The sequence below is a fragment of the Streptomyces sp. GbtcB6 genome (assembly GCF_019091475.1).
Taxonomy (GTDB): Bacteria; Actinomycetota; Actinomycetes; order Streptomycetales; family Streptomycetaceae; genus Streptomyces; species Streptomyces hyaluromycini.
On record NZ_JAGXJL010000021.1, the window covers coordinates 26,437 to 46,264 of the forward strand.

Below are 19,828 nucleotides of genomic sequence, written 5' to 3' on the forward strand. Positions count from 1 at the left end.
TGCGTGGCATCCATGTGCGTGGAGTCCATGTGCGTGGAGTCCATGTGCGTGGCATGGGACGTGTTGGTCGGCCGGTCGCCGGATCCGTCGCCGGCGGCCATGTCGGCGAAGCCCGTACCGGTGAACCCGTCATGGAGGGATGCGCCATGTGCCCCGCCCATGGACTCGGCGGTGGTCGGCTCCACCTGGGTGGCCTCCAGGTGCTGCTGGGCTTCGGCGAGGCCGATGCCGCGCTGGAAGGCGGCCATCAGGCCGGGGTCGTGTCCGGCCGGGACCTCGTTTTCCTGGCGGGGCGCCGGGCCGCCGCGGAGCTGGGGAACGATGTGCTCCTGGGCACGGCGGCGGGGCAGTTGGGGTTTGCCCATGGTGCCGCGCACGGCGCCGACGCGCGGCACGGGCGGGCTGCCCGCGTGCTCGGCGACCGCGGACCGGTCCTCGGGCCGGATGCCGGGCAGCGCCTCGGCGGGGTTCGCGCGGGTCTCCTGGGCGCCGCGCACCGGCAGCGGCGCGGGACCGCCCCCGTGCTGCGCGTGCCGGCGGCGGCCACCGGCGGCGGGCGTGGCGGGACCTTGCTGCTGCCCGGGTCCTCGGCCCGCCGGCGAACCGCCCGCGGCGGCCCGGCTTCCGGCTCCCGTGTCCGGCCCGGCGGCACCGCCGGGCCGCACGCCCTCCAGTGCCCCGGTCCCCTTGGACGACCGGGCTTCCCCGGCTCCGGGCGCACCAGCACCACCACCGGGCGCCCCCGGCGCGTCGCCCCCGGTCGCCGTGGAGCGCGGCTGCGGGAGGGCCCCGGGTGCTCCGGGTGTGCCCGGGGCCGTACCCAACAGGCCCTGCGGGACGACGAGGACGGCCTGGACTCCGCCGTAGATGTTGGTCTGGAGGCGGACGTTGATGCCGTGCCGGCGGGCGAGCTGGGAGACGACGAAGAGGCCGATACGGCCGTCGGCCAGCAGGCTGGCGACGTTGACCTGGTCGGGGTCGGCGAGCAGGGCGTTCATCTTGGACTGCTCGCCGACCGGCATGCCGAGTCCGCGGTCCTCGACCTCGACCGCGAGGCCGGAGGTGACGAGGTTGGCGCGGAGCAGCACCTGGGTGTGCGGGGCGGAGAACACGGTGGCGTTCTCGACGAGTTCGGCGAGGAGGTGGATGACGTCGGCGACGGCGTGCCCGCGCAGTTCGCCGTCGATCGGCGGGACGAGTTTGACCCGGGAGTACTGCTCGACCTCGGCGATGGCGGAGCGCAGCACCTCGGTCATGGAGACGGGGTTGCTCCACTGCCGCCGGGACACGGCGCCGCCGAGGACGGCGAGGTTCTCGGCGTGCCGTCGGATGCGGGTGGCCAGGTGGTCGACGTGGAAGAGGCCCTTGAGGAGGTCAGGGTCCTCGATCTCGTTCTCCAGTTCGTCGAGGATCGAGATTTCCCGGTGCACGAGGGACTGAAGGCGCCGCGCCAGGTTGACGAAGACCTCCAGCTTCTGTTCGCTGCCGGCCTGGCTGGAGAGCTGGGCCGCCTGTACGACGGCGGTGACGGCGCCGTCGTGCGCGCGGGACAGGTCGGCCGCGAGCAGCTCGAAGTCGTCTGCGTCCTCGGGCGGTCCGCCGCGCGGCTTGCGCGGGGGCGGGGTCTCGCCGCGGCGCAGTGCGTCGACGAGGGCCAGCAGATCGGCCTCGCCGCGGGCTGCGTTGCGGCGCAGGACGGCGACGCGGTCGCTGACCGAGCGGGCGGCGCGGCCCGCGGCCACGGCGGCGATCACGATGCCCGCGGCCGTCACCGAGACCGCTCCGGCGAGCACGGCCAGCAGGCTGAGGCTGGGCCGGGCGCCGGTGGAGCGGACGGTGAAGAGGACGGCCGCGCAGCCGCTGAGCGCCACCGCGACCGGCGGCAGCACCGCCAGACGCATGAGCTGAGGCCGTATGTGGGTCTCGGGCAGCGCGGGAACGGGTCGGGCGACCGGCCGTCCGTGCCGGCCGCCCTCACGGCGGTCGGCGCGGGCGGCCGGTGCACGGAGGTGAGACATCTGCGTCCTCGTACTGGTCCGTCGGGCCTGGTTCCTCGCGCGGGTCGCGCGAGTTGGGCATGCGCCATCGCAGTGTCGGCCGAGGGGACCGCAAAAGAATTCGGCCCCGCCTCGCCCGACGGACACTCACAGTAGTCGCCAAGGCATCATGTGCGGTGGGCAGTTGACAAAGTCCCCCGGAGATGGTCCCGCTCTGGTATGAGCCGTCGTACGAAAGACCGATACCCCCCTCGACACTCCACTCCCGAACAGTCATCGACCGATCCGACCTGCTCAGAAACGGTCACGCACAGAAGACGCGAGCCGGGGCTCCCGCCGCTCCGTCCCGCTCGCCGACCCCCCGTCCGCGCACCCTCGACCGGTCGGACCGGACGGCCGCAGGGGCTTCCGTGCCCTCTCCGCCACCCCCGGAACGTCACCCACGGTGACCCCTTTGGCCTTGACTGCTCTTCGTCGGTGCGCGGCGCGGGCCGTCGTGGGCGACGATGCCCGTCACCGCGTCGGTCGCGGCCCGGGTCAGGTCCGGGCGGCTCAGGACCTCCGTGCTGTCGATGAACTGGTCCACCGCGCCGGTCCTGCGCAACGCCCGTATGTCCGGGTCCTTGATGCGGGCGCTGAGGGCCCGGGTGAAGCGGTCGGCGCGCAGCACCCGGAAGGGCCGGGCGTGATAGGTGCGCGTGGCCGGGTCGACCCGGTCGGTGAGCTCCAGTTCGTTGTGCAGGTGGGCGACGATCTCGTACGCCTGGACCAGATGACGCTCGCGCAGGTGCCAGTCGGTGGCCGCGAGGACGGCGGTGAGTTCGGAGGTGAGCCGCGGGGCCGCGGGGGTGCGGGCGAAGGCGCTGCCGAGCCATTTGCCGTAGGGCGGGTAGCGCCGGTCCATCAGCAGGGAGAGCCGCATGAGGTCGCGGACCAGGCGGGAGGCCTCTACGGCGGAACCCAGTTCGTCGCCGACCTCGCCGCAGCGGCCGACGAAGGCCTCCTCCTGGGCGATGCGCTGCCACTGGCAGGCGAGGACGTGGAGCCAGAGGTCGTGGGGGTACCAGCGCAGGGCGGTGCGGGCCGGGGTGAGCGTGTGGAGGCCGTCGTGGAACACGGCACCGGCGGTGACCTCGGCGAGGAGCTGGGTGGGCATGGCGAGCCAGTGCGCCGGGGTGACTCCGGAGGCGGGGTCGAAGCCGAGGGTGGCGCGGAACCAGGAGGAGACGCCGGTCACTTCGACGCGGTGGTGCACCGGACCGTCGGTGACCCGCATGACGCGGATGTCCCGGTCCCCCGTGGCGGCGAAGTGGGTGGGCCAGCCGTGGAAGGTCTTCGGAAGGTGTTCGGCGAGCACATGTCTGATGCGTCCGGCGTGGCGGCTCACATCGTGGGAGTGCAGGAAGAGCTGGAGCCGCGGCCCCCATTCGTGGTCGGCGGAGCGCTCGGTGTCGTATCCGAGCACTTCGGAGCCCGCGCCGATGCGGGCAGCGGAGTGGGGTATGCCGGGAGCGGCCTCCTCCAGCAGTGGGCGTACGGCCTCGGTGTAGAAGCGTCGGGAGAGCTCAAGTCCCGGTAAAAAAGAAGGACTTGGCATATGTGCATGGCTCATGACGATGCCCCTGCCCAGGTTGTGCAGGGGCATGCACGCCATTTTCACGCCATCGCCACACCGGTGACGGCGTCACAGGCCCTTCGTCACGATTTCCTCGCCGCTCGCGCCCACCGGCCCGCCGTCACCGGTCGCCCGCGAGGTCACACTTCGCCCGCGAGGTCGAGGTCCCCCTGCCCGGGCGCGACCTCCGGCCGCTTCTCGCCGCGCCAGGGCCGGGCGATCGGCGCCGAGACCGTATGCCACCACGGATCCGCGGGCAGCTTGCCGGACGGCTCGAAGGGCTCGCCGGGACGCGGCAGCGCGACCGCCTGGCCCGCCTCGTCGCCGGCGTCCTTGGTCCACTCCCCCGGCTCGGCCCAGGCGTGCGGGGCGAGGTTGAAGGTGCCCCAGTGGATCGGCAGCAGCACGCCGTGCGGCTGCCCGCCCTGGAGGTCGAGGTGGGCGCGCATGCCCTCCTGCGGCGTCATGTGTATGTCGGGCCAGTACTCGCTGTACGCGCCGATCTGGATCATCGTCACATCGAAGGGCCCGTGGTCGGCGCCGATGTCCTTGAAGCCGTCGAAGTAGCCGGTGTCACCACTGTGGTAGATCCGGTGCTCCTCGCCGGCCACGACCCAGGACGCCCACAGGGTGTGCTGGGTGTTGCGCAGCCCCCGGCCGCAGAAGTGGCGGGCGGGGGTGGCCGTCAGGGTGAGTCCGCCGACCTTGGTCTCCTCGTGCCAGTCCAGCTCGCGCAGCCGGTCGGCGGAGATGCCCCACTGTTCGAGATGGGCACCGACCCCGAGCGGCACGGCGAACAGGGTGTCGGTGCCGGCCAGTGCCTTGATGGTGGGCAGGTCGAGGTGGTCGTAGTGGTCGTGCGAGATCACCACCACGTCGACGGGGCCCAGCGCGGCCAGCGGCAGCGGCGCCGGGTGCAGCCGCTTGGGCCCGGCGAACGGGAACGGGGAACAGCGCTCGCCCCAGACGGGGTCGAACAGGACGCGGTGCCCGTCGATCTCCGCGAGGACGCTGGAGTGGCCCATCCACGTCACGCGCAGGCCGGTGGCGGCGGGCCTGCCGAGATCGGCGACGGTGGTGGGGTACACCGGGACGGTGCCCCGGGGAGCCCTGCGGGCGCGCTGCTCCTTCTCGAAGTAGGTCTTCGCGAACTCCAGCATCGACCCCGAGGGCCGCATCCGGGTGGTGCCGCCGGGGTTCTGGAAGACACCGTCCTTGAAGTGCGGGGAGCCCTGGATACGGGCCAGGCGCTCGCCGCCGGGGTCCGCGCCGAAGGCAGCGGGCCGCAGCACGCGGAGCCCGGAGCTCAGGGATCGCAAACCGGTCACGGTACCTCCAGTGGTGTCGCCGAGGTCCCCATTATGGTCGGCCCTTGTGACAGTCGGCGTTGACACCGCACCATCCGCCTCCCAATACTGACCCACTGTTCAGTAGCACCGTTTCTTCACACCGCTCCCGAGGAGCCCCCGTGACCGCTCCCCTGATGTCTCTGGTCTGGACCGACCACGTCACCGGCCGCCAGGGCTTCCTGGTCGTCGACCGGCTGGTGCGGGGCGTGGCCAGTGGTGGTCTGCGGATGCGGCCGGGCTGCACCCTGGAGGAGGTCACCGGGCTCGCGCGCGGCATGACGATGAAGGAGGCCCTGCACTACAACCCCGAGGGCCGCTACATCCCGCTGGGCGGCGCCAAGGGCGGCATCGACTGTGATCCGCAGGACCCCGGGGCGTACGCCCTGCTGGTCCGCTATCTGCGCGCCATGCGGCCGTACGTGGAGAGTTCCTGGACCACCGGCGAGGACCTGGGGCTCACCCAGGACCTGGTCGACCGGGCGGCGGCCGAGGCGGGGCTGGTCTCCTCGGTGCAGGCCGTGTATCCGCTGCTGGCCGACGAGGCGGCGGCCCGGCGGCGGCTGGCGGACGCCTTCACCGTCGAGGTGGACGGGATCGGTCTCGACGAGCTGGCCGGTGGCTGCGGGGTCGCCGAGTCGGCGCTGACGGCCCTGGACCGGGCCGGGGTGCCGTACGCGGGGACGCGGGTCGCCGTGCAGGGCCTCGGCACGATGGGCGGGGCCACGGCGCGGTTCCTCGCCCGCGCGGGGCTCACCGTGGTGGCGGTCGCCGACATCAAGGGCACGGTCGCCAACCCGGCGGGTCTGGACGTCGAGGCGCTGCTGCGCGCGCGGGACGCGTACGGCACCGTCGACCGCGCGGTGCTACGCCCCGGTGACGTGGAACTGCCGGGTGACGCCTGGCTCTCCGCCGACGCGGAGGTGCTGGTGCCGGCGGCGGTGTCGTACGCGATCGACACCGGCAACGAACACCTGGTCACCGCCCGCTGGATCGTGGAGGCGGCCAACATGCCCGTGCTGCCCGAGGCGGAGGAACGGCTCACCGCGCGCGGGGTGACCGTGCTGCCGGACGTGGTGGTGAACTCGGGCACCAACGCCTGGTGGTGGTGGACCCTGTTCGGCGACATCGGGCCCGACGCCGACGAGGCGTTCGCCCACACCCGCCGCTCGATGCGGGCGCTGGTGGAGCTGATGCTGGACCGCGCGGAGTCCGACGGTACGACCCCGCGGGCCGCCGCCCATGCCCTGGTGACCGACCGGCTGCCGGTGATCGCGGAGCGGTACGGCTGGTATCGGTGACGCGACGCGTGCTCAGCGGCGCCCGGCCCTCAGAGTGAGGAGCAGGGCCAGGAACAGGGCCAGGAGGGCCGTGAGCGCGGTGCCCTGCCAGCCGACGGCGTCGAGCAGGGGCGCGGCGACGGCCGTGCCGACGGCGCCGACCGTGAAGTACGCCACGAGGTAGACGCTGCTGAGGCTGCCGGAGCGGGCGGGGTCGAGGGCGATGACGCGGCTCTGGTTGGCGGCCTGGGCGGCGAAGCAGCCGGCGTCGAAGAGGGCCAGGCCGAGGGCGGTGCGCCACGGGGTGTCCAGGCCCGTGGCCAGCAGGGCGGTACCGGTCGCGGCGGCGGCCATGGAGACGCCGATCACCGTGCGCGGGCCGTACCGGTCGGTGAGGCGGCCGGTGAGCGGGAGCGCGGCGAAGCCGAGGAGCCCGGCCAGGCTGTACAGGCCGATGGCGGTCGGGCCGAGGGAGTGCGGCGGCTGGGCCAGGTCCAGGGTGAGGGCGATCCAGACGAGGTTGAAGGCGAAGTACCAGAGCGCTCCGGTGGTCACCGCGCGGCGCAGCCGCGGCTGGTGCAGGAGCAGCGGGGCGAGGGCCGTCAGGGTGGCGCGGTAGCCGCGGTCGGTGTGCGGCCGGTGCCGGGGCAGGAGCGTGGCCGCGGCGAGCGCGCCGAGCAGGGCGAGGGCGGCGAAGACGAGGAGCATCCGCCGCCAGCCGAGGGCGTCGGTGAGGGCGCCGCCCGCCAGCCGGCTGAGCAGGATGCCGGCCGACATGCCGGCGGCCACGAGGGCGACGCCGGTTCCGCCGCGGCCCGGCCGGGCATGGCGGCCGGCGATGTTACCGGCCTGGGCGGCCACGCTCGCGGTGGCGCCGACGAGCAGATAGGCGGCCAGGAGCACGGACGCGTCGTGCGCGGTCGCGGCTAGCGCGAGGGCCGCGGCCAGGGCGGTGAGCTGCGCGGTGACCAGGCGGTTGGGGGCGAGGTGGTCGGTGAGCGGCAGCAGCAGGGCGAAGCCGGTCATGCAGCCGGCGAGCGCGGCGGTGGGCACCAGGCCGATCACGGAGAGCGGCACGTCGAGGTCGGCGGCGACCGCGGTGAGCGCGGGCTGCACGGCGTAGTTGTTCGCGATCGCCGTCCCGGCTATGGCGGCCAGCAGGAACGTGCCGCCGCGGGGCAGCGGCCAGCTCATGGCCGCGCGTCGCGGGTGAGGACGACGGCGTAGCGGCACTCGGCGCCGGTGGTGTTGGCGAAGACGCGCTCGGCGGGTGCGCCGAGTTCGATGGTGTCACCGGCGTCGAGTTCGTGGACCGTGGCGCCGTCGTGGAAGGTCAGCCGGCCGTCCAGGACCCAGACGAGCTGCCGCACGAAGGCGAAGGCCGCCGCCGGATACGGGACGCGGGCGCCGGCGGGCAGCCGGATCTCGGCGATCTCCGCCGGGAAGCGCGGGCCGGTGATCTGGCGGCGCCGGTAGCCGGTGCCGGGGTCGCGCCACTCGTCGGCGTCGGTGACACGCCGCACCCCCGGGGTGTCGGCCACGGGCTCCTGCGCGCCCTCGGCGAGGGTCAGCAGTGAGGCGACGCTGAGCTGGAAGGCGGCGGACAGCTTGCCGAGCACGACCGCGGTGGGGCTGCTCTCCCCGCGCTCGATCCTGCTGATCATCGCCGGGGAGACCCCGGAGGCGTCCGCGAGCTGCGCCAGGGTCCAGCGGCGGCGCTCCCGTTCGGTGCGGACACGGGCGGCGATCTGCCGTACCAGGGGATCCGCCGGTGGTTCTACTATATTGGACATGAATCCAATATACGAGAGAGGCGCGGTGACGGTACGCCCGGCCCGGCCCGGTGACGGGGAGGCCGTCCGCGCGATCCGCAATCACGCGATCGAGCACTCGACGGCCCTGTGGACCGAGACCCCGCAGACCCCCGCCCAGGGAGCGGCCTGGTTCGCCACGCACCTGGAGCGCGGATCGGCGCTCGTGGCCGAAGTCGCCGAAGCGCCGGGCGAGGTGGCCGGATTCGCGGTCTACGGCCCGTGGCGCGCGCTGGACGGCTACCGGCACACGGTGGAGAACTCCGTCTACGTCCGCGAGGGCAGGCACGGGCTCGGCATCGGCTCCGCGCTGCTGGGCCCCCTCGTCGCCGCGGCCCGCGAGGCCGGCCACCATGTGATGATCGCCGGCATCGAGGCCGGGAACACCGCGTCTATCCGGCTGCACGACCGGTTCGGCTTCGAGCACGTCGGGACGGTCCGGGAGGTGGGCACCAAGTTCGGCCGCTGGCTGGACCTGACGATCATGCGGCTGCCGCTGTGACGGTCACGCGGCTGCCGCCCGCCCCGGGACGCCGACGCGGGCGGTGTGACAACCGATTAGGGTGGCCGCGTGGCGAGAGTGCGGTTGAGTGTGGCCGAGCGGCGGGAGGAACTGCTGCGGGCCGCCATCCAGCAGATCGAGGTGCGGGGCGTGGCGGCGGTGCGGATCGCCGACGTCGCCTCGGCCCTCGGCGTGAGCAACGCGCTGGTGCTGTACCACTTCTCGACGAAGGAGAAGCTGGTCGCCGCCGCCTTCACCTACGCCGCCGAGGACGACCTGACGCATCTGCGCAAGCTCCTGGGCCGCCGGACGTCGGCGCTGCGCCGGTTGCGGGCGGCGGTGCGCTGGTATGCGCCGACGGGGCAGGCCAAGGGCTGGCGGCTGTGGATCGAGGGCTGGGCGGTGGCGTTGCGGGAACCCGCGCTGCGGGACGTCACCAAGGGCCTGGACCGGCAGTGGAAGGCAGCGATCGCCGAGGTCATCGCCGAAGGGGTGGCCGCGGGCGAGTTCCGGTGCCCCGACCCCGCGGCGGCGGCGCTGCGGCTGACCGCCCTGCTCGACGGGCTCGCCGTCCAGCTGACCTCGTACCCGGGTGCCGTGCCCCGTTCCCGGGCGCAGGAGTGGGTGGACGAGGCCCTGGCGCGCGAACTGGGGCTGCCGGAGGAGAAGTAAGGGGCGGCCCGCAATGGGGCCACCCCTTACCTGTCGGCACCGCCTCAAGCCACCGAGGCGATCCGCATCTTGATGTCGTCCGGGGAGAGCGCCCCCTTGGCCGTCACGTGGTCGCCGGACGACTCGCCGCGCAGTCGGCGCCCGATCCAGGGCACCAGGTACTCACGGGCCCAGTGCACGTCGTCGCGGCGGACCTCCAGGGTGCCGCGGGGCGGCAGCGGCGGCCACGGCTGGTCCGGGTCGGCCGGTACCTCGACGCCGAGCATCTGGCCGGCGCGCAGCGCCACGCGCGTGTGGCCCTCGGGCGAGAGGTGCAGACGGTCGCCGTCCCAGGCCCGGCGGTCCTGCACGGTCTTCAGGGACCACAGGTCCAGGACCGGGCAGCCGTACCGGTCGGCGATGGCCCGGACGTGCCCGTTGTATGTGGCGATCTTGCCGCGCAGATGCTTGAGGACGGGTACGCCCCTGGTGTCGAACCCGGTGGTCACCAGCACCGTGCCGATGGCCTCGGTCAGCTGGGCCACGGCCCGCTCGAACCGCTCGGCCACCTCGTCGGGGTCGGTGCCGGGGCGGATGATGTCGTTGCCGCCCGCGCAGAAGGAGACCAGATCCGGGGCGAGTGCCAGGGCCTGCGGCACCTGGTCCGCCACGATCTGGTCGAGCAGTTTCCCGCGCACGGCGAGGTTGGTGTACTCGAAGTCGCCCTCGGGCCGTCGGTCCGACAGCAGTACCGCGAACCGGTCGGCCCAGCCGACGAACGCCCCGTCGGGGCCGGGGTCGCCGACGCCCTCGGTGAAGCTGTCCCCCACCGCCGCGTACGACCCGATCACTGATGCATTGTCACTCTTCGAATCGTCTCCCACATCGGACCATGATTCACCTTCGACTGTGACCTACGCGACCGTAATTAAGGGTTGACGCTCGGTGAGATAAGACACTTTTAAATACTTTGCCAAGCCTGGAATAAGGCTCTGATCAGCGGCGTTTACGTGTCGATCGCCAGACGCTGAAGTCGCTGACCCGGATGTGGCTCCAGGTGGTCCGGAACGCGAAGTGCCCGCTCGCATAAGGCTCCGGGTCGGTGTAGTCGAACACCAGCCGGCCGTTGTTCCACCATCGCACGGTCGGACCGTCGGAGACGATCCGGACGCGATTGGGCCGGTTCGCGACGAGCAGCGGCTCGGTGTAGTCGTAGATCAACGGGCGCACGCCGGGCTCTCCGACGTAACGGCGCAGCCTGGTCGTCGTGTTGTAGTTCGCGCCGTAGCCCGCGTAGTACGTCGTGAGGTAGTCGTACTCGGCGAGCGCGCCGCCGCGCGGGGTGGCGAACAGGTCGTCCGGGGAGCGGACGTCGGTGGCGTTCCAGAAGTTGTTGAGGTCCGAGACACGGTCGTTGGCACCGCCCGCCGACACCGGTGTGGCGGTGTACTCCAGGACGTACGGCCCGTCGAGCCGCCGTCGGAACCATACGGTCGCACCGGCGGGCACGTCGACGTCCAGGGTCCCGTCCGCCGCGGTGACCGTGCCGCCCTGCTCCAGTTCCACGAACCACTGACCGAGGCCGTGGCGGAAGTCGTCGCGGGCGAGCAGCCGGCGCTGCCGGGGTACGGCGGTCGCGGGCGCGGCGGAGGCCAGGGCCGTGAGGGCGGCTCCGGCGGCCAGGGCTCCGAAGGCTCGGCGGGTGGTCGTCATGCGGCGGTTTCCTTCCGGCGGGGCGGCAGTGGCGGGAATCGCTGACAGAAAGCGCTTGCATCAACGGGGGTTCACTGTGCCGCCGTCCGCCGCCCGTGTCGATGCCCTGAGCACCCCCGCCACGAGAAGGAAACACGGAAGGCCGGACCCGGGGATCGGGGGTCCGGCCTTCTGAGTGCGTGTCAGACCAGTGCGGGCGCCGGGTCAGCCGACGGCGAGGCCCTTCGAGCGGAGGTAGGCGACCGGGTCCACGTCCGAGCCGTAGTCGGGGGTGGTCCGGATCTCGAAGTGGAGGTGCGGGCCGGTGACGTTGCCGGTGGCGCCGGAGAGGCCGATCTGCTGGCCCGCGGTCACGGTCTGGCCGACCGAGACGGAGAGGGCGGAGAGGTGGCCGTACTGCGCGTAGTAGCCGTCGGCGAGCCGGATGACGACCTGGTTGCCGTAGGCGCCGCCCCAGCCTGCCGTGACGACCGTGCCCGCGCCGACGGCCTTGACCGGGGTGCCGGTCGGGACGACGAAGTCGACGCCCGTGTGGTAGCCGCTGGACCACATACCGCCGGCGACGTGGTAGCCGGTGCCGACGGTGGCACCGGTGACCGGAAGGGTGAAGCCGGACGCGGTCGCCGCCGAGCCGGCCGAACCGTCCGAGGAAGCGGCCGGGGACGAGGTGGACGACTGCGGGTTCGACGGCGTCCCGGAACGGGAGCCGGAGTCCGCGCCGTCCGTCGTCGCGGCGTGACGGCCGCCGAGCGTGAGCCTGAGGCCGGGGTGGATCAGCGAGGGGTTGTCGCCGACGGCCTCCCGGTTGTCGGCGTAGAGCCGGTGCCAGCCGCCGCGGACGCTGTGCTCGCGGGCGATCTTCGAGAGATAGTCGCCGGGCACCACGGTGTAGACGCGGTGCGCGGAATGCGTGGCGGAATTCCTCGCGGCCGCCTTGTTCACCGCGGTCTTCTCGACCTTCGGAAGCGACTGCGTGGCCTTTTCGGAAACGGACTGCGAGGTGGCAGCGTGGGCGCCGGTGGCCCCCATGAGCGGCAGAGCCAGCGCGGCGCCACCGGTTCCGGCGACGGCCATCGAGCGGGTGAAACGCTGGGACTTGGGGCGGCGGTGCTTACCCTTCGCGGGCATGGCGCATTCCTCTCCGACGCCTGCGAGGTGAGCTGTCGGGTTCGGGCTGGAGCTGCCCGGCCACGCACCGTCGCGCGACTACACCCCTAGCCGTCCCGGGAACCGGAACAGGCGGTCTTACCTGGTGGGTCCCCCGCTCCTGCCGGGCACGGGTGAGTGTGTGTGGGGACTCCGGGCGGCGGCAGGATTCGGCGTTCCGTCCGGAAGTGTGGCGAACGTAAGCGAGTGAGACGCACGCGGACAAGCGGCCGGTTCCGCCTGTCCGAGTTTCACTTGATCCGTTACCGGAAATCCCGGTCACCGTCCGTAAATTCCGGCCTATTCGGTTTTCCAACCTTCTTGCAAAGCACCGGAATTACGTGAACATGACGCGCGACGGACGGTCACGAATATGACGCTCCTCACGCACGTCACGCCACGTCCCCTTATTCCAGAGCGAGTTGTAATGAAGGTGCTAATTCGGGCAGATGCATCAGATCCGACGGAGCCGGATGACCGACGCATCCAGGTCACCCTTCAGTCCGGTGTGCAGTCCGTGGTGCAACAGGACGGCACCCCGATACACTTCGCCCGTTTCGCGGCATTCGTAAGACGCCGTGGGGTCGAGACCCTGCAGCCGCACCGCCGGCGCCGGCTCGCCGTAGCTCTGGGCCTGCAGCCAGGCGAGGACGACGGTCTCGTCGCCGAGCGTGTACTGCACCGCGCTGAGCCCGCCGGTCGGCGGCCGCAGCCGGAACTGGTCGCCGCGCTGCACCAGGGGCCGGATCTCCTTGTAGAGCTCCACCCAACGGCCGGCCTCGGCGAGCTCCTCCTCGGTCCACTGCGAGAGGTCGCCGCCGACACCGAGCGCCCCGGCCATCGAGCTGACGAAACGGAAACGCAGACTGCTGACCCGGCCGTTGAGCTGGTGGTTCGGGCTGTCGGTGACCCAGGCGGACATCACCCGGGCGGGATGGATCTGGCTGAAGCCGTGCTGGATGGCGAGCCGGTCCAGCGGGTCGGTGTTGTCGGAGGTCCACACCTCGTCGGTGCGGCTCATGATGCCGAGGTCGATCCGCCCGCCACCGCCGGAGCAGGACTCGATGGCGACGCCCGGGTGGGCCGCGCGGAGCCGGTCGAGGAGGGCGTACAGCCCGCGGACGTGGTCGACCCACAGGCGCTGCGGGTAGGGCTCGCCGGGCCAGCCCGCATCGGTGAAGCAGCGGTTGAAGTCCCACTTGACGTAGTCGATCGGGGCGCTGGACAGCAGGGTGTCGAGCTGCCCCCAGAGGTACTCCTGGACGTCCTCGCGGGCCAGGTTGAGGACGAGCTGATTGCGCAGTTCCGTCCGCTTTCGCCCCTGCTGGTACTGCACCCAGTCGGGGTGGGCGCGGTACAGGTCGCTGTCCGCGTTCACCATCTCGGGCTCGACCCAGATGCCGAACTGCATGCCGAGGGCGTGCACGTAGTCGGCGAGGGGCTTGAGGCCCTTGGGGAAGCGGTCCGGGTTGGGCGTCCAGTCGCCGAGGCCGGCGCGGTCGCTGGTGCGGGCGCCGAACCAGCCGTCGTCGACCACGAACAGCTCCACGCCGATCGCGGCGGCCCGCCGGGCGAGGGTGGCCTGCTGCTCCTCGGAGATGTCGAAGGTGGTGGCCTCCCAGGAGTTGAACAGCACGGGCCGGTCCCGGTCGGCGTCCGGGATGATGTACGCCCGCTGGTAGGCGTGCCAGGCACGGCTCGCCCCGCCGAAGCCGCCGTCGGTCCACAGGCCCGCGAAGACCGGGCTGGTGTACGACTCCCCCTCGGCCAGCATCAGCAGGCCCGAGTCGTCGTAACCGGCGCCGCCGGTGATCTGCACGCGCGCGTCCGGGAGTTGGGCGACGGCGATCCGCCAGGAGCCGGACCAGCCGAGCGCACAGCCCCAGACCTCGCCGCGCTCCTCGGTGGCGTCGGTGTCGAGGGCGACCCAGGGCAGGTGCTGGTGGCTGGTGTGGCCGCGGCGGCTGCCGATGACCTTCTCGCCGTAGGTGAGCGGGGCGCTGGTGAGGCGGGACTCGGCGGCCCAGCGCCCGTGCAGCTGGGAGAGCCGCCAGCCCTCGCGGTCGGGGAGCGTCCAGGCGGCGGGGTCGGCGCGCAGCAGCTCCACGCGCGCGTGCCCCTCGTTGCCGACGGTCACCCAGCGCTCCACGACGTCGTCGCGCATCCGGTAGTGCAGGGTGATGAGGATCCCGTCGTCCCGGAAGCGCAGCCGCAGCTCGTCGCCGTCCGCGCCGGCCTCCGTCTCGTAGGCCTCGAAGGCCCACTCGGTGCCGCGCCGCTCCTCGGTGCGCACGGACAGGGAGGGGCGGACGAACCGCGGCCCGCCCTCGACGGGGTACTCCTCCCGGCCGTCGAGCGGCGACTCGAAGGCCCAGTAGCCGGGCAGCGCCCGGGTGCTGAGCTCCTCGGCGTCGGCGAGCTGGATTCTGGCGCCCCAGTGCAGGTGGAGCAGTTCGTCGGCCTCCGTGAGATGCAGCGCGTAGCTGCTGCCGGGGCCCGACAGGAGCCAGGTACGACCGTTTTCGGCGATGTCCACCATCGAGAAACCTCAAACCTCACACAGCTGCCAACAGATCCGCTCAAGCACCAACATCATCAAGGTCTGCGGGCTCCGGAAGCAAGGGCAACGGGCCTGCAGGCGATGCCTGTGGACAACTCATTGCCCGTGGAAACCGATGTCGTATGGTCGATCCAGTGCCCGTCGACGAGCAGCGCCGACGGGGCCGACCGGGAGGAGCCCCCCGTGACGCAGCAGGTCCCGTCCACCGAGCCCGAGCTGGCCGGGGTGCGCAACTTCCGTGACGTGGGCGGCCTGCCGACCGTGGACGGGCGGCGGGTGCGGCCGGGCGTGCTGTTCCGCAGCGGGCATCTGGCGCACGCCACGGAGCAGGACACGGAGTTCCTCGCCTCGCTCGGCCTGCACACCGTCTTCGACTTCCGCAACGCGGCCGACCAGAAGCTGGAGGGCCCGGACGTCGAGCTGCCCGGCACGCGGAACGTGAACCTGCCGCTGACCGACCCGGCGCACGGCGCCGAGTTCTGGAAGATGGTCCGCGAGGGTGACATCGAGCAGCTGCGCGGGCTCCTGGGGGACGGCAAGGCCGCGGCCCGGATGGTCAGCTCCTACCGCACGATCGTCAAGGAGCGCACCGACGAGCACTCCCACGTGCTGCACTCGATCGCCGAGGACAGCGTCCCGGCGCTGATGCACTGCGCGGCCGGCAAGGACCGGGCGGGCATCTCCATAGCCGTGACGCTGCTCGCGGTGGGCGTGGAGCGGGACGCGATCCTCGCCGACTACCTGGAGTCCAACGCCAAGCACCGCCGCTACAAGGTGCGGCGCAGCGGCGGCGGGGACAGCGCGTACAGCCCCGAGGTGATGGACCTGCTGAGCCCGCTCTTCGACGCCCGCGCGGAGTACCTGACGGCGGCCTTCGAGAGCATCGAGGAGACGTGGGGCGACGTCGACACGTACCTGGAGCAGGGTCTGAAGGTGGCCCCGGAGACCCGGGAGCGGCTGCGCGAGCGGCTGCTCGACTGAGGCTCAGCTCTTCGCGCCGAGGGAGAACAGCAGGAAGAGGAACGCGGCCAGGACGTGCCCGAGGGCGATGTAGATGATCAGCCGGACCCACAGGGCCCGGGGGAACTTCTCCTCCATGTCGGTCATGGCAGCTCTCCGGTGATCGGGCCCAGGCACAGCGCGGCCGTGGGACTCTGCAGCAGGGTGTGGACGAACAGGAGCTCGACCCCGTCCTGGTCCTCGGCGGCCAGCCGGTGCGGGGTCAGCGAGTCGAAGTGCGCGCTGTCGCCGGGCGCGAGCACATGGGTGGTGTCACCCAGACGCAGCCGGAGCCGGCCGCGCAGGACGTACAGCCACTCCTCGCCGGGATGCACCCGCACGATGTCGCCCTGGGAGCCGTACGGCACCCGGACGCGCAGCGCCTGCATCCCGCGGCCGGACGCCCCGGCCTGCCAGTACGTCCAGCCGCCGGCGCGGGTCGGTTCCATGTCGCCGGCGCGCACGATCGCGTCCCGGTCGGCGACGGTCTCGCCCAGCAGCTCCGAGACCGTCGTACCGTAGACACGCGCGAGCGCGAGCAGCATCGGCAGCGAGGGCTGCCGCTGCCCGGTCTCCAGCCGGGAGAGATGGGCGGGCGACAGCCCCGCGTCCCGGGCCGCGGCCTCCAGAGTGAGACCGGCACGGCGGCGCAGGGAGCGCAGCTGCGGGGCGACGGCGGGCAGGTCGCCCACCGGCCCGCCCGTATGCTCTTTCTCGTGCTCTTTCTCGGAGGAGCTCATGCCTCCATTCAGCCGGAGCTTTGCCCCTACGGCAATTTTCTTGCCTCAGAGACAAAAGGCTAACGGTTGGCCACCGCCTGCTTGATGAGCGTCTTGCCGAAGTCCCACATCAGGCCGCCGCCGCTGTGGGCGTCGTCCATGACGTCCGTGAAGGCGTCCACGAAGCGGTCCACGTCCGTCTCGTCGACGATCAGCGGCGGGATGAGCTTGATCACCTCCAGGTGGTCGCCGGAGACCTGGGTGAGGATCCGGTGCCGTTGCAGCAGCGGTACGACGACCATCTGGGCGAACAGGCCCTTGCGGGCGGCCTGGAGCATGGTCCAGCGGCTGCGTAGCTTCAGCGAGCTGGGCCGGCCGAACTCGATGCCGATCATCAGGCCCCGGCCGCGCACGTCGGCGAGCAGCTCGTACTTGTCGGTCAGCGCGGCGAGCCGGGACTTGAGCTGCTCCCCCACGGCCCGGGAATTGGCGACGATCTGGTCGTTCTCCATGACCGAGAGGACGGCGAGCCCGGCCGCCATGGCCTGGGCGTTGGCGCCGAAGCTCGCCGAATGGACCAGGACGCGGTCCATGGACGAGTAGACCTTCTTGAAGATCCAGTCCTTGCCGAGGGTCGCGCCGACCGGGACGTATCCGCCGGACAGCGCCTTCGCCACGCACACCAGGTCCGGTTCCACGCCCTCCTCGTGCTGGTAGGCGTAGAAGTCGCCGGTGCGGCCGAGGCCGGTCTGCACCTCGTCGGCGATGAGCAGCGCCTTGTGCCGGTGCAGCAGCTCCTGGGCGGCGCGCAGATAGCCGGGCGGGGCCTCGTGCACACCCTTGCCCTGGATCGGCTCGACGATCAGGGCGGCGACATCGCCCTTCTTCAGTTCGCGGGCGAGCGCGTCGAGGTCACCGAGAGGGACGGCGGTGTCGGGCAGCAGCGGGGCGAAGCCGTCCCGGAAGCCGTCCTCGCCGTTGACCGACAGCGCGCCGGTGGTCAGGCCGTGGAAGGCGTGGTCGCAGTAGAGGACACGGGGTCTGCCGGTGGCGAAGCGGGCGAACTTCAGGGCCGTTTCCACCGACTCCGTGCCGCTGTTGCCGAAGAACACCCGGTCCAGGTGCGGACTGTGCGCGAGGAGCCGCTCGGCGAGCAGCCCGGGCAGCGGCTGGCAGTCGAAGCGGGTGAGGTCGGCCAGCTGGGCGTCCAGGACGTCGTGCAGGGCCTTGCGGACGACGGGGTGGTGGCGCCCCAGGCCCATCACCCCGAACCCGGCGAGCATGTCCAGGTAGTCGTTGCCGTCCGCGTCCCAGAAGTGGGCACCCTCGGCCCGCTCATAGACCTTGTCGAAGCCGATGGTGTGCAGCATGCGCGGGAGCTGATGGTTCAGGTACTTCCCGTGCAGCTCGTACCGCTCACCACCGCGCTCGGCGAGCAGCGCACCGAGGTCGAACTCCTTGCTCATTCTTTCTCCTCGTAAGCGCCATCGATGACAGCGCCCTCGGCTGAGGCGCCCCGTAGGGGCGCGGGACGCATCGATTTGCGGCTGCCGCCGCGGGGCGCGACCAGCCCGGACGCCGCCGCACCCGCCACACGACCCCCCGCGGCACCCCGTCCCGCGAGACTGGACCCGATCCGCCCCGCGATCTCCACCGGCGTCAGCCCGATGTCGGCCAGCACCTCCCCCCGCTTCGCATGCGCCAGGAACTGCTCCGGAATCCCGAACCGCCGCACCGGCACGTCCACTTCGGCGTCGCCGAGCGCGAGCGCCACCGCCGAGCCCACCCCGGCCGCCCGGCTGTTGTCCTCGACGACGGCCACCAGCTGGTGCTGCGCCGCGAGGCCCGGCAGCGCCGGATCCACGGGCTTGACCCAACGCGGGTCCACGACCGTGCAGCTGATCCCCCGCGCGGCCAGCAGCTCCGCGGCCTGGAGGCACACCGGCGCCATCACACCGACCGCGACCAGCAGCACCCGCGGATCCTCCCCACGGTGCAGGACGTCGATCCCGCCGACGCGGTCGACCGCCGGGATCTCCGGGCCCACCGACTCCTTGGGGAACCGCACCAGGGTGGGCGCGTCGTCCACGGCGACCGCCTCGCGCAGCTGGAGGCGCAGCTGTTCGGCGTCGCGCGGGGCGGCGATCCGCAGGCCGGGGACGACCTGGAGGATCGACATGTCCCACATGCCGTTGTGCGACGCGCCGTCGACTCCCGTCACACCTGCCCGGTCCAGGACGAACGTCACCCCGCAGCGGTGCAGCGCCACGTCCATCAGCAGCTGGTCGAAGGCACGGTTCAGGAACGTGGCGTAGACGGCGACGACCGGGTGCAGTCCGCCGGTCGCGAGGCCGGCAGCCGAGACCGCCGCGTGCTGCTCGGCGATGCCCACGTCCCACACGCGGTCCGGGAAGCGCTCGGCGAACTTGCCGAGGCCGACCGGGTGCAGCATGGCCGCGGTGATCGCCACGACGTCGTCCCGTTCCTCGCCGATCCGGACGATCTCGTCGCCGAACACCGAGGTCCAGGAGGGGCCGTTGGACGGCGCGAGCGGCTCGCAGGTGAGCGGGTCCATCACGCCGACGGTGTGGAAGTGGTCCTCCTCGTGGGCGAGGGCGGGTTCATAGCCGCGGCCCTTCTCCGTGAGGCAGTGCACCAGCACCGGCCCGTGGAAACGTTTCGCGCGCCGCAGCGCCGACTCGACGGCCTTGATGTCGTGGCCGTCGATCGGGCCGACGTATTTGAGGCCCAGGTCCTCGAACATGCCCTGCGGGGCGAAGGCGTCCTTGAAGCCCTTCTTCGCGCCGTGCAGGGACTCGTAGATGGTGTTGCCGACGACCGGGGTACGCAGGAGGACGTCCTTGCCCCAGGCCAGCACCTTCTCGTAGCCGTCGGTGGTGCGCAGGGTGGCGAGGTGGTTGGCGAGTCCGCCGATGGTGGGGGCGTACGACCGCTCGTTGTCGTTGACGACGATGATCAGCGGGCGGTCCTTCGCCGCCGCGATGTTGTTGAGCGCCTCCCAGGCCATCCCGCCGGTCAGCGCGCCGTCGCCGATGACCGCGACGACATGGCCCTTCTCCCCCTGCACCTGGCGGGCCTTGGCGAGGCCGTCGGCCCAGCCGAGCGCGGTGGAGGCGTGGCTGTTCTCGATGACGTCGTGCTCGGACTCCTCGCGCGAGGGGTATCCGGACAGGCCGCCCTTGCCCCGCAGCTTGGAGAAGTCCTGACGGCCGGTCAGCAGCTTGTGGACGTAACTCTGGTGACCGGTGTCCCAGAGGATGCGGTCGACCGGGGACTCGAAGACCCGGTGCAGTGCGACGGTCAGCTCCACGACGCCCAGGTTGGGCCCGAGGTGGCCGCCGGTCCTGGCGACCGCGTGCACCAGGAACTCGCGTATTTCTTCGGACAGTTCACCGAGTTCCGCCTCGGACAGCGCCTTCAGGTCGCGTGGTCCCCGGATCTTCTCCAGAATCGTCACGCTCGGGCCCC

Annotated in this window: 16 protein-coding genes, 1 pseudogene and 1 riboswitch; of the genes and pseudogenes, 4 read left to right on the forward strand and 13 right to left on the reverse strand. The window is 72.0% G+C overall.

All coding sequences use genetic code 11. The annotated features are described in order from the left end of the window. Positions 1-200: 200 nt before the first annotated feature. The 3 genes and pseudogenes from KVT45_RS30935 to KVT45_RS30945 all read right to left on the reverse strand — a co-directional run. Positions 201-2,018, reverse strand: a pseudogene (locus KVT45_RS30935) (ATP-binding protein); the annotation flags it as partial. A 415-nt stretch (positions 2,019-2,433) separates the two neighbouring features. Continuing rightward, entirely contained in the window at positions 2,434-3,594 is a 1,161-nt protein-coding gene (locus KVT45_RS30940; protein ID WP_217552563.1) for a DUF4037 domain-containing protein, read from the reverse strand. Positions 3,595-3,752: 158 nt separating this feature from the next. After that, a complete protein-coding gene (locus KVT45_RS30945) occupies positions 3,753-4,940 on the reverse strand; it encodes an MBL fold metallo-hydrolase (protein ID WP_217552436.1) in 1,188 nt (395 codons plus the stop codon). 140 nt (positions 4,941-5,080) lie between these two features. Between KVT45_RS30945 and KVT45_RS30950 the strand changes: the two genes are divergently transcribed. After that, positions 5,081-6,259, forward strand: coding sequence for a glutamate dehydrogenase (locus KVT45_RS30950; RefSeq protein WP_217552437.1), 1,179 nt, complete (start codon positions 5,081-5,083; stop codon positions 6,257-6,259). Between the two features lie 12 nt (positions 6,260-6,271). On the opposite strand, the gene KVT45_RS30955 is transcribed toward KVT45_RS30950, so the two are convergent. Further along, the gene (locus KVT45_RS30955; RefSeq protein ID WP_217552438.1) at positions 6,272-7,432 is read right to left on the reverse strand and encodes an MFS transporter; all 1,161 of its coding nucleotides are present in this window, start codon (positions 7,430-7,432) and stop codon (positions 6,272-6,274) included. Continuing rightward, positions 7,429-8,031: a helix-turn-helix domain-containing protein gene (locus KVT45_RS30960; RefSeq protein ID WP_217552439.1), complete on the reverse strand. Its 603-nt coding sequence runs from the start codon at positions 8,029-8,031 to the stop codon at positions 7,429-7,431. Before KVT45_RS30960 ends, KVT45_RS30955 begins: the two co-directional genes overlap by 4 nt. Between KVT45_RS30960 and KVT45_RS30965 the strand changes: the two genes are divergently transcribed. Next, positions 8,030-8,551: a GNAT family N-acetyltransferase gene (locus KVT45_RS30965; protein WP_217552440.1), complete on the forward strand. Its 522-nt coding sequence runs from the start codon at positions 8,030-8,032 to the stop codon at positions 8,549-8,551. The genes KVT45_RS30960 and KVT45_RS30965 overlap by 2 nt on opposite strands. A gap of 69 nt (positions 8,552-8,620) precedes the next feature. Further along, on the forward strand, positions 8,621-9,223 hold the full coding sequence (locus KVT45_RS30970) for a TetR/AcrR family transcriptional regulator (protein ID WP_217552441.1): 603 nt from the start codon (positions 8,621-8,623) through the stop codon (positions 9,221-9,223). Positions 9,224-9,267: 44 nt separating this feature from the next. Here KVT45_RS30970 and KVT45_RS30975 read toward each other — a convergent pair whose 3' ends face one another. The 4 genes from KVT45_RS30975 to KVT45_RS30990 all read right to left on the reverse strand — a co-directional run bounded on the left by KVT45_RS30975 (position 9,268) and on the right by KVT45_RS30990 (position 14,600). After that, the gene (locus tag KVT45_RS30975) at positions 9,268-10,053 is read right to left on the reverse strand and encodes an SGNH/GDSL hydrolase family protein (RefSeq protein WP_217552442.1); all 786 of its coding nucleotides are present in this window, start codon (positions 10,051-10,053) and stop codon (positions 9,268-9,270) included. A gap of 145 nt (positions 10,054-10,198) precedes the next feature. Beyond that, entirely contained in the window at positions 10,199-10,915 is a 717-nt protein-coding gene (locus tag KVT45_RS30980; protein ID WP_217552443.1) for a DUF6250 domain-containing protein, read from the reverse strand. A 204-nt stretch (positions 10,916-11,119) separates the two neighbouring features. Beyond that, on the reverse strand, positions 11,120-12,043 hold the full coding sequence (locus KVT45_RS30985; RefSeq protein WP_217552444.1) for a LysM peptidoglycan-binding domain-containing M23 family metallopeptidase: 924 nt from the start codon (positions 12,041-12,043) through the stop codon (positions 11,120-11,122). 4 nt (positions 12,044-12,047) lie between these two features. Beyond that, positions 12,048-12,208: riboswitch (cyclic di-AMP (ydaO/yuaA leader) on the reverse strand. A gap of 307 nt (positions 12,209-12,515) precedes the next feature. Beyond that, positions 12,516-14,600: an alpha-galactosidase gene (locus KVT45_RS30990; RefSeq protein ID WP_217552445.1), complete on the reverse strand. Its 2,085-nt coding sequence runs from the start codon at positions 14,598-14,600 to the stop codon at positions 12,516-12,518. 204 nt (positions 14,601-14,804) lie between these two features. On the opposite strand from KVT45_RS30990, the gene KVT45_RS30995 reads away from it, so the two are divergent. Continuing rightward, positions 14,805-15,602 (forward strand): tyrosine-protein phosphatase, encoded by a 798-nt coding sequence (locus tag KVT45_RS30995; RefSeq protein WP_217552446.1) that lies wholly within the window; start codon positions 14,805-14,807, stop codon positions 15,600-15,602. A gap of 3 nt (positions 15,603-15,605) precedes the next feature. Here the strand turns inward: KVT45_RS30995 and KVT45_RS31000 are convergent, their stop codons facing one another. The 4 genes from KVT45_RS31000 to dxs are packed head-to-tail and all read right to left on the reverse strand — an operon-like array spanning position 15,606 to position 19,817. Next, positions 15,606-15,728, reverse strand: a complete 123-nt coding sequence (locus KVT45_RS31000) for a DUF6126 family protein (RefSeq protein WP_089107238.1) — start codon at positions 15,726-15,728, stop codon at positions 15,606-15,608. After that, on the reverse strand, positions 15,725-16,360 hold the full coding sequence (locus KVT45_RS31005) for a helix-turn-helix domain-containing protein (protein WP_217552447.1): 636 nt from the start codon (positions 16,358-16,360) through the stop codon (positions 15,725-15,727). Before KVT45_RS31005 ends, KVT45_RS31000 begins: the two co-directional genes overlap by 4 nt. Before the next feature lie 59 nt (positions 16,361-16,419). Beyond that, the gene (locus KVT45_RS31010; protein WP_217552448.1) at positions 16,420-17,805 is read right to left on the reverse strand and encodes an aspartate aminotransferase family protein; all 1,386 of its coding nucleotides are present in this window, start codon (positions 17,803-17,805) and stop codon (positions 16,420-16,422) included. After that, positions 17,802-19,817 carry a 1-deoxy-D-xylulose-5-phosphate synthase gene (gene dxs, locus KVT45_RS31015; protein WP_217552449.1) on the reverse strand — a complete coding sequence of 672 codons (2,016 nt, stop codon included), beginning with the start codon at positions 19,815-19,817 and terminating at the stop codon, positions 17,802-17,804. The genes KVT45_RS31010 and dxs overlap by 4 nt, the downstream gene beginning before the upstream one ends. Positions 19,818-19,828 lie beyond the last annotated feature (11 nt).

Excerpts from the sequence above, each read along its gene's own strand:
- KVT45_RS30965 (WP_217552440.1), top strand. The coding sequence starts at position 8,030 with ATGAATCCAATATACGAGAGAGGCGCGGTGACGGTACGCCCGGCCCGG.
- KVT45_RS30960 (WP_217552439.1), bottom strand. The coding sequence starts at position 8,031 with ATGTCCAATATAGTAGAACCACCGGCGGATCCCCTGGTACGGCAGATC.
- KVT45_RS30955 (WP_217552438.1), bottom strand. The coding sequence starts at position 7,432 with ATGAGCTGGCCGCTGCCCCGCGGCGGCACGTTCCTGCTGGCCGCCATA.
- KVT45_RS30990 (WP_217552445.1), bottom strand. The coding sequence starts at position 14,600 with ATGGTGGACATCGCCGAAAACGGTCGTACCTGGCTCCTGTCGGGCCCC.
- KVT45_RS30980 (WP_217552443.1), bottom strand. The coding sequence starts at position 10,915 with ATGACGACCACCCGCCGAGCCTTCGGAGCCCTGGCCGCCGGAGCCGCC.
- KVT45_RS30940 (WP_217552563.1), bottom strand. The coding sequence starts at position 3,594 with ATGCCAAGTCCTTCTTTTTTACCGGGACTTGAGCTCTCCCGACGCTTC.
- KVT45_RS31010 (WP_217552448.1), bottom strand. The coding sequence starts at position 17,805 with ATGAGCAAGGAGTTCGACCTCGGTGCGCTGCTCGCCGAGCGCGGTGGT.
- KVT45_RS31005 (WP_217552447.1), bottom strand. The coding sequence starts at position 16,360 with ATGAGCTCCTCCGAGAAAGAGCACGAGAAAGAGCATACGGGCGGGCCG.
- KVT45_RS31000 (WP_089107238.1), bottom strand. The coding sequence starts at position 15,728 with ATGACCGACATGGAGGAGAAGTTCCCCCGGGCCCTGTGGGTCCGGCTG.
- KVT45_RS30985 (WP_217552444.1), bottom strand. The coding sequence starts at position 12,043 with ATGCCCGCGAAGGGTAAGCACCGCCGCCCCAAGTCCCAGCGTTTCACC.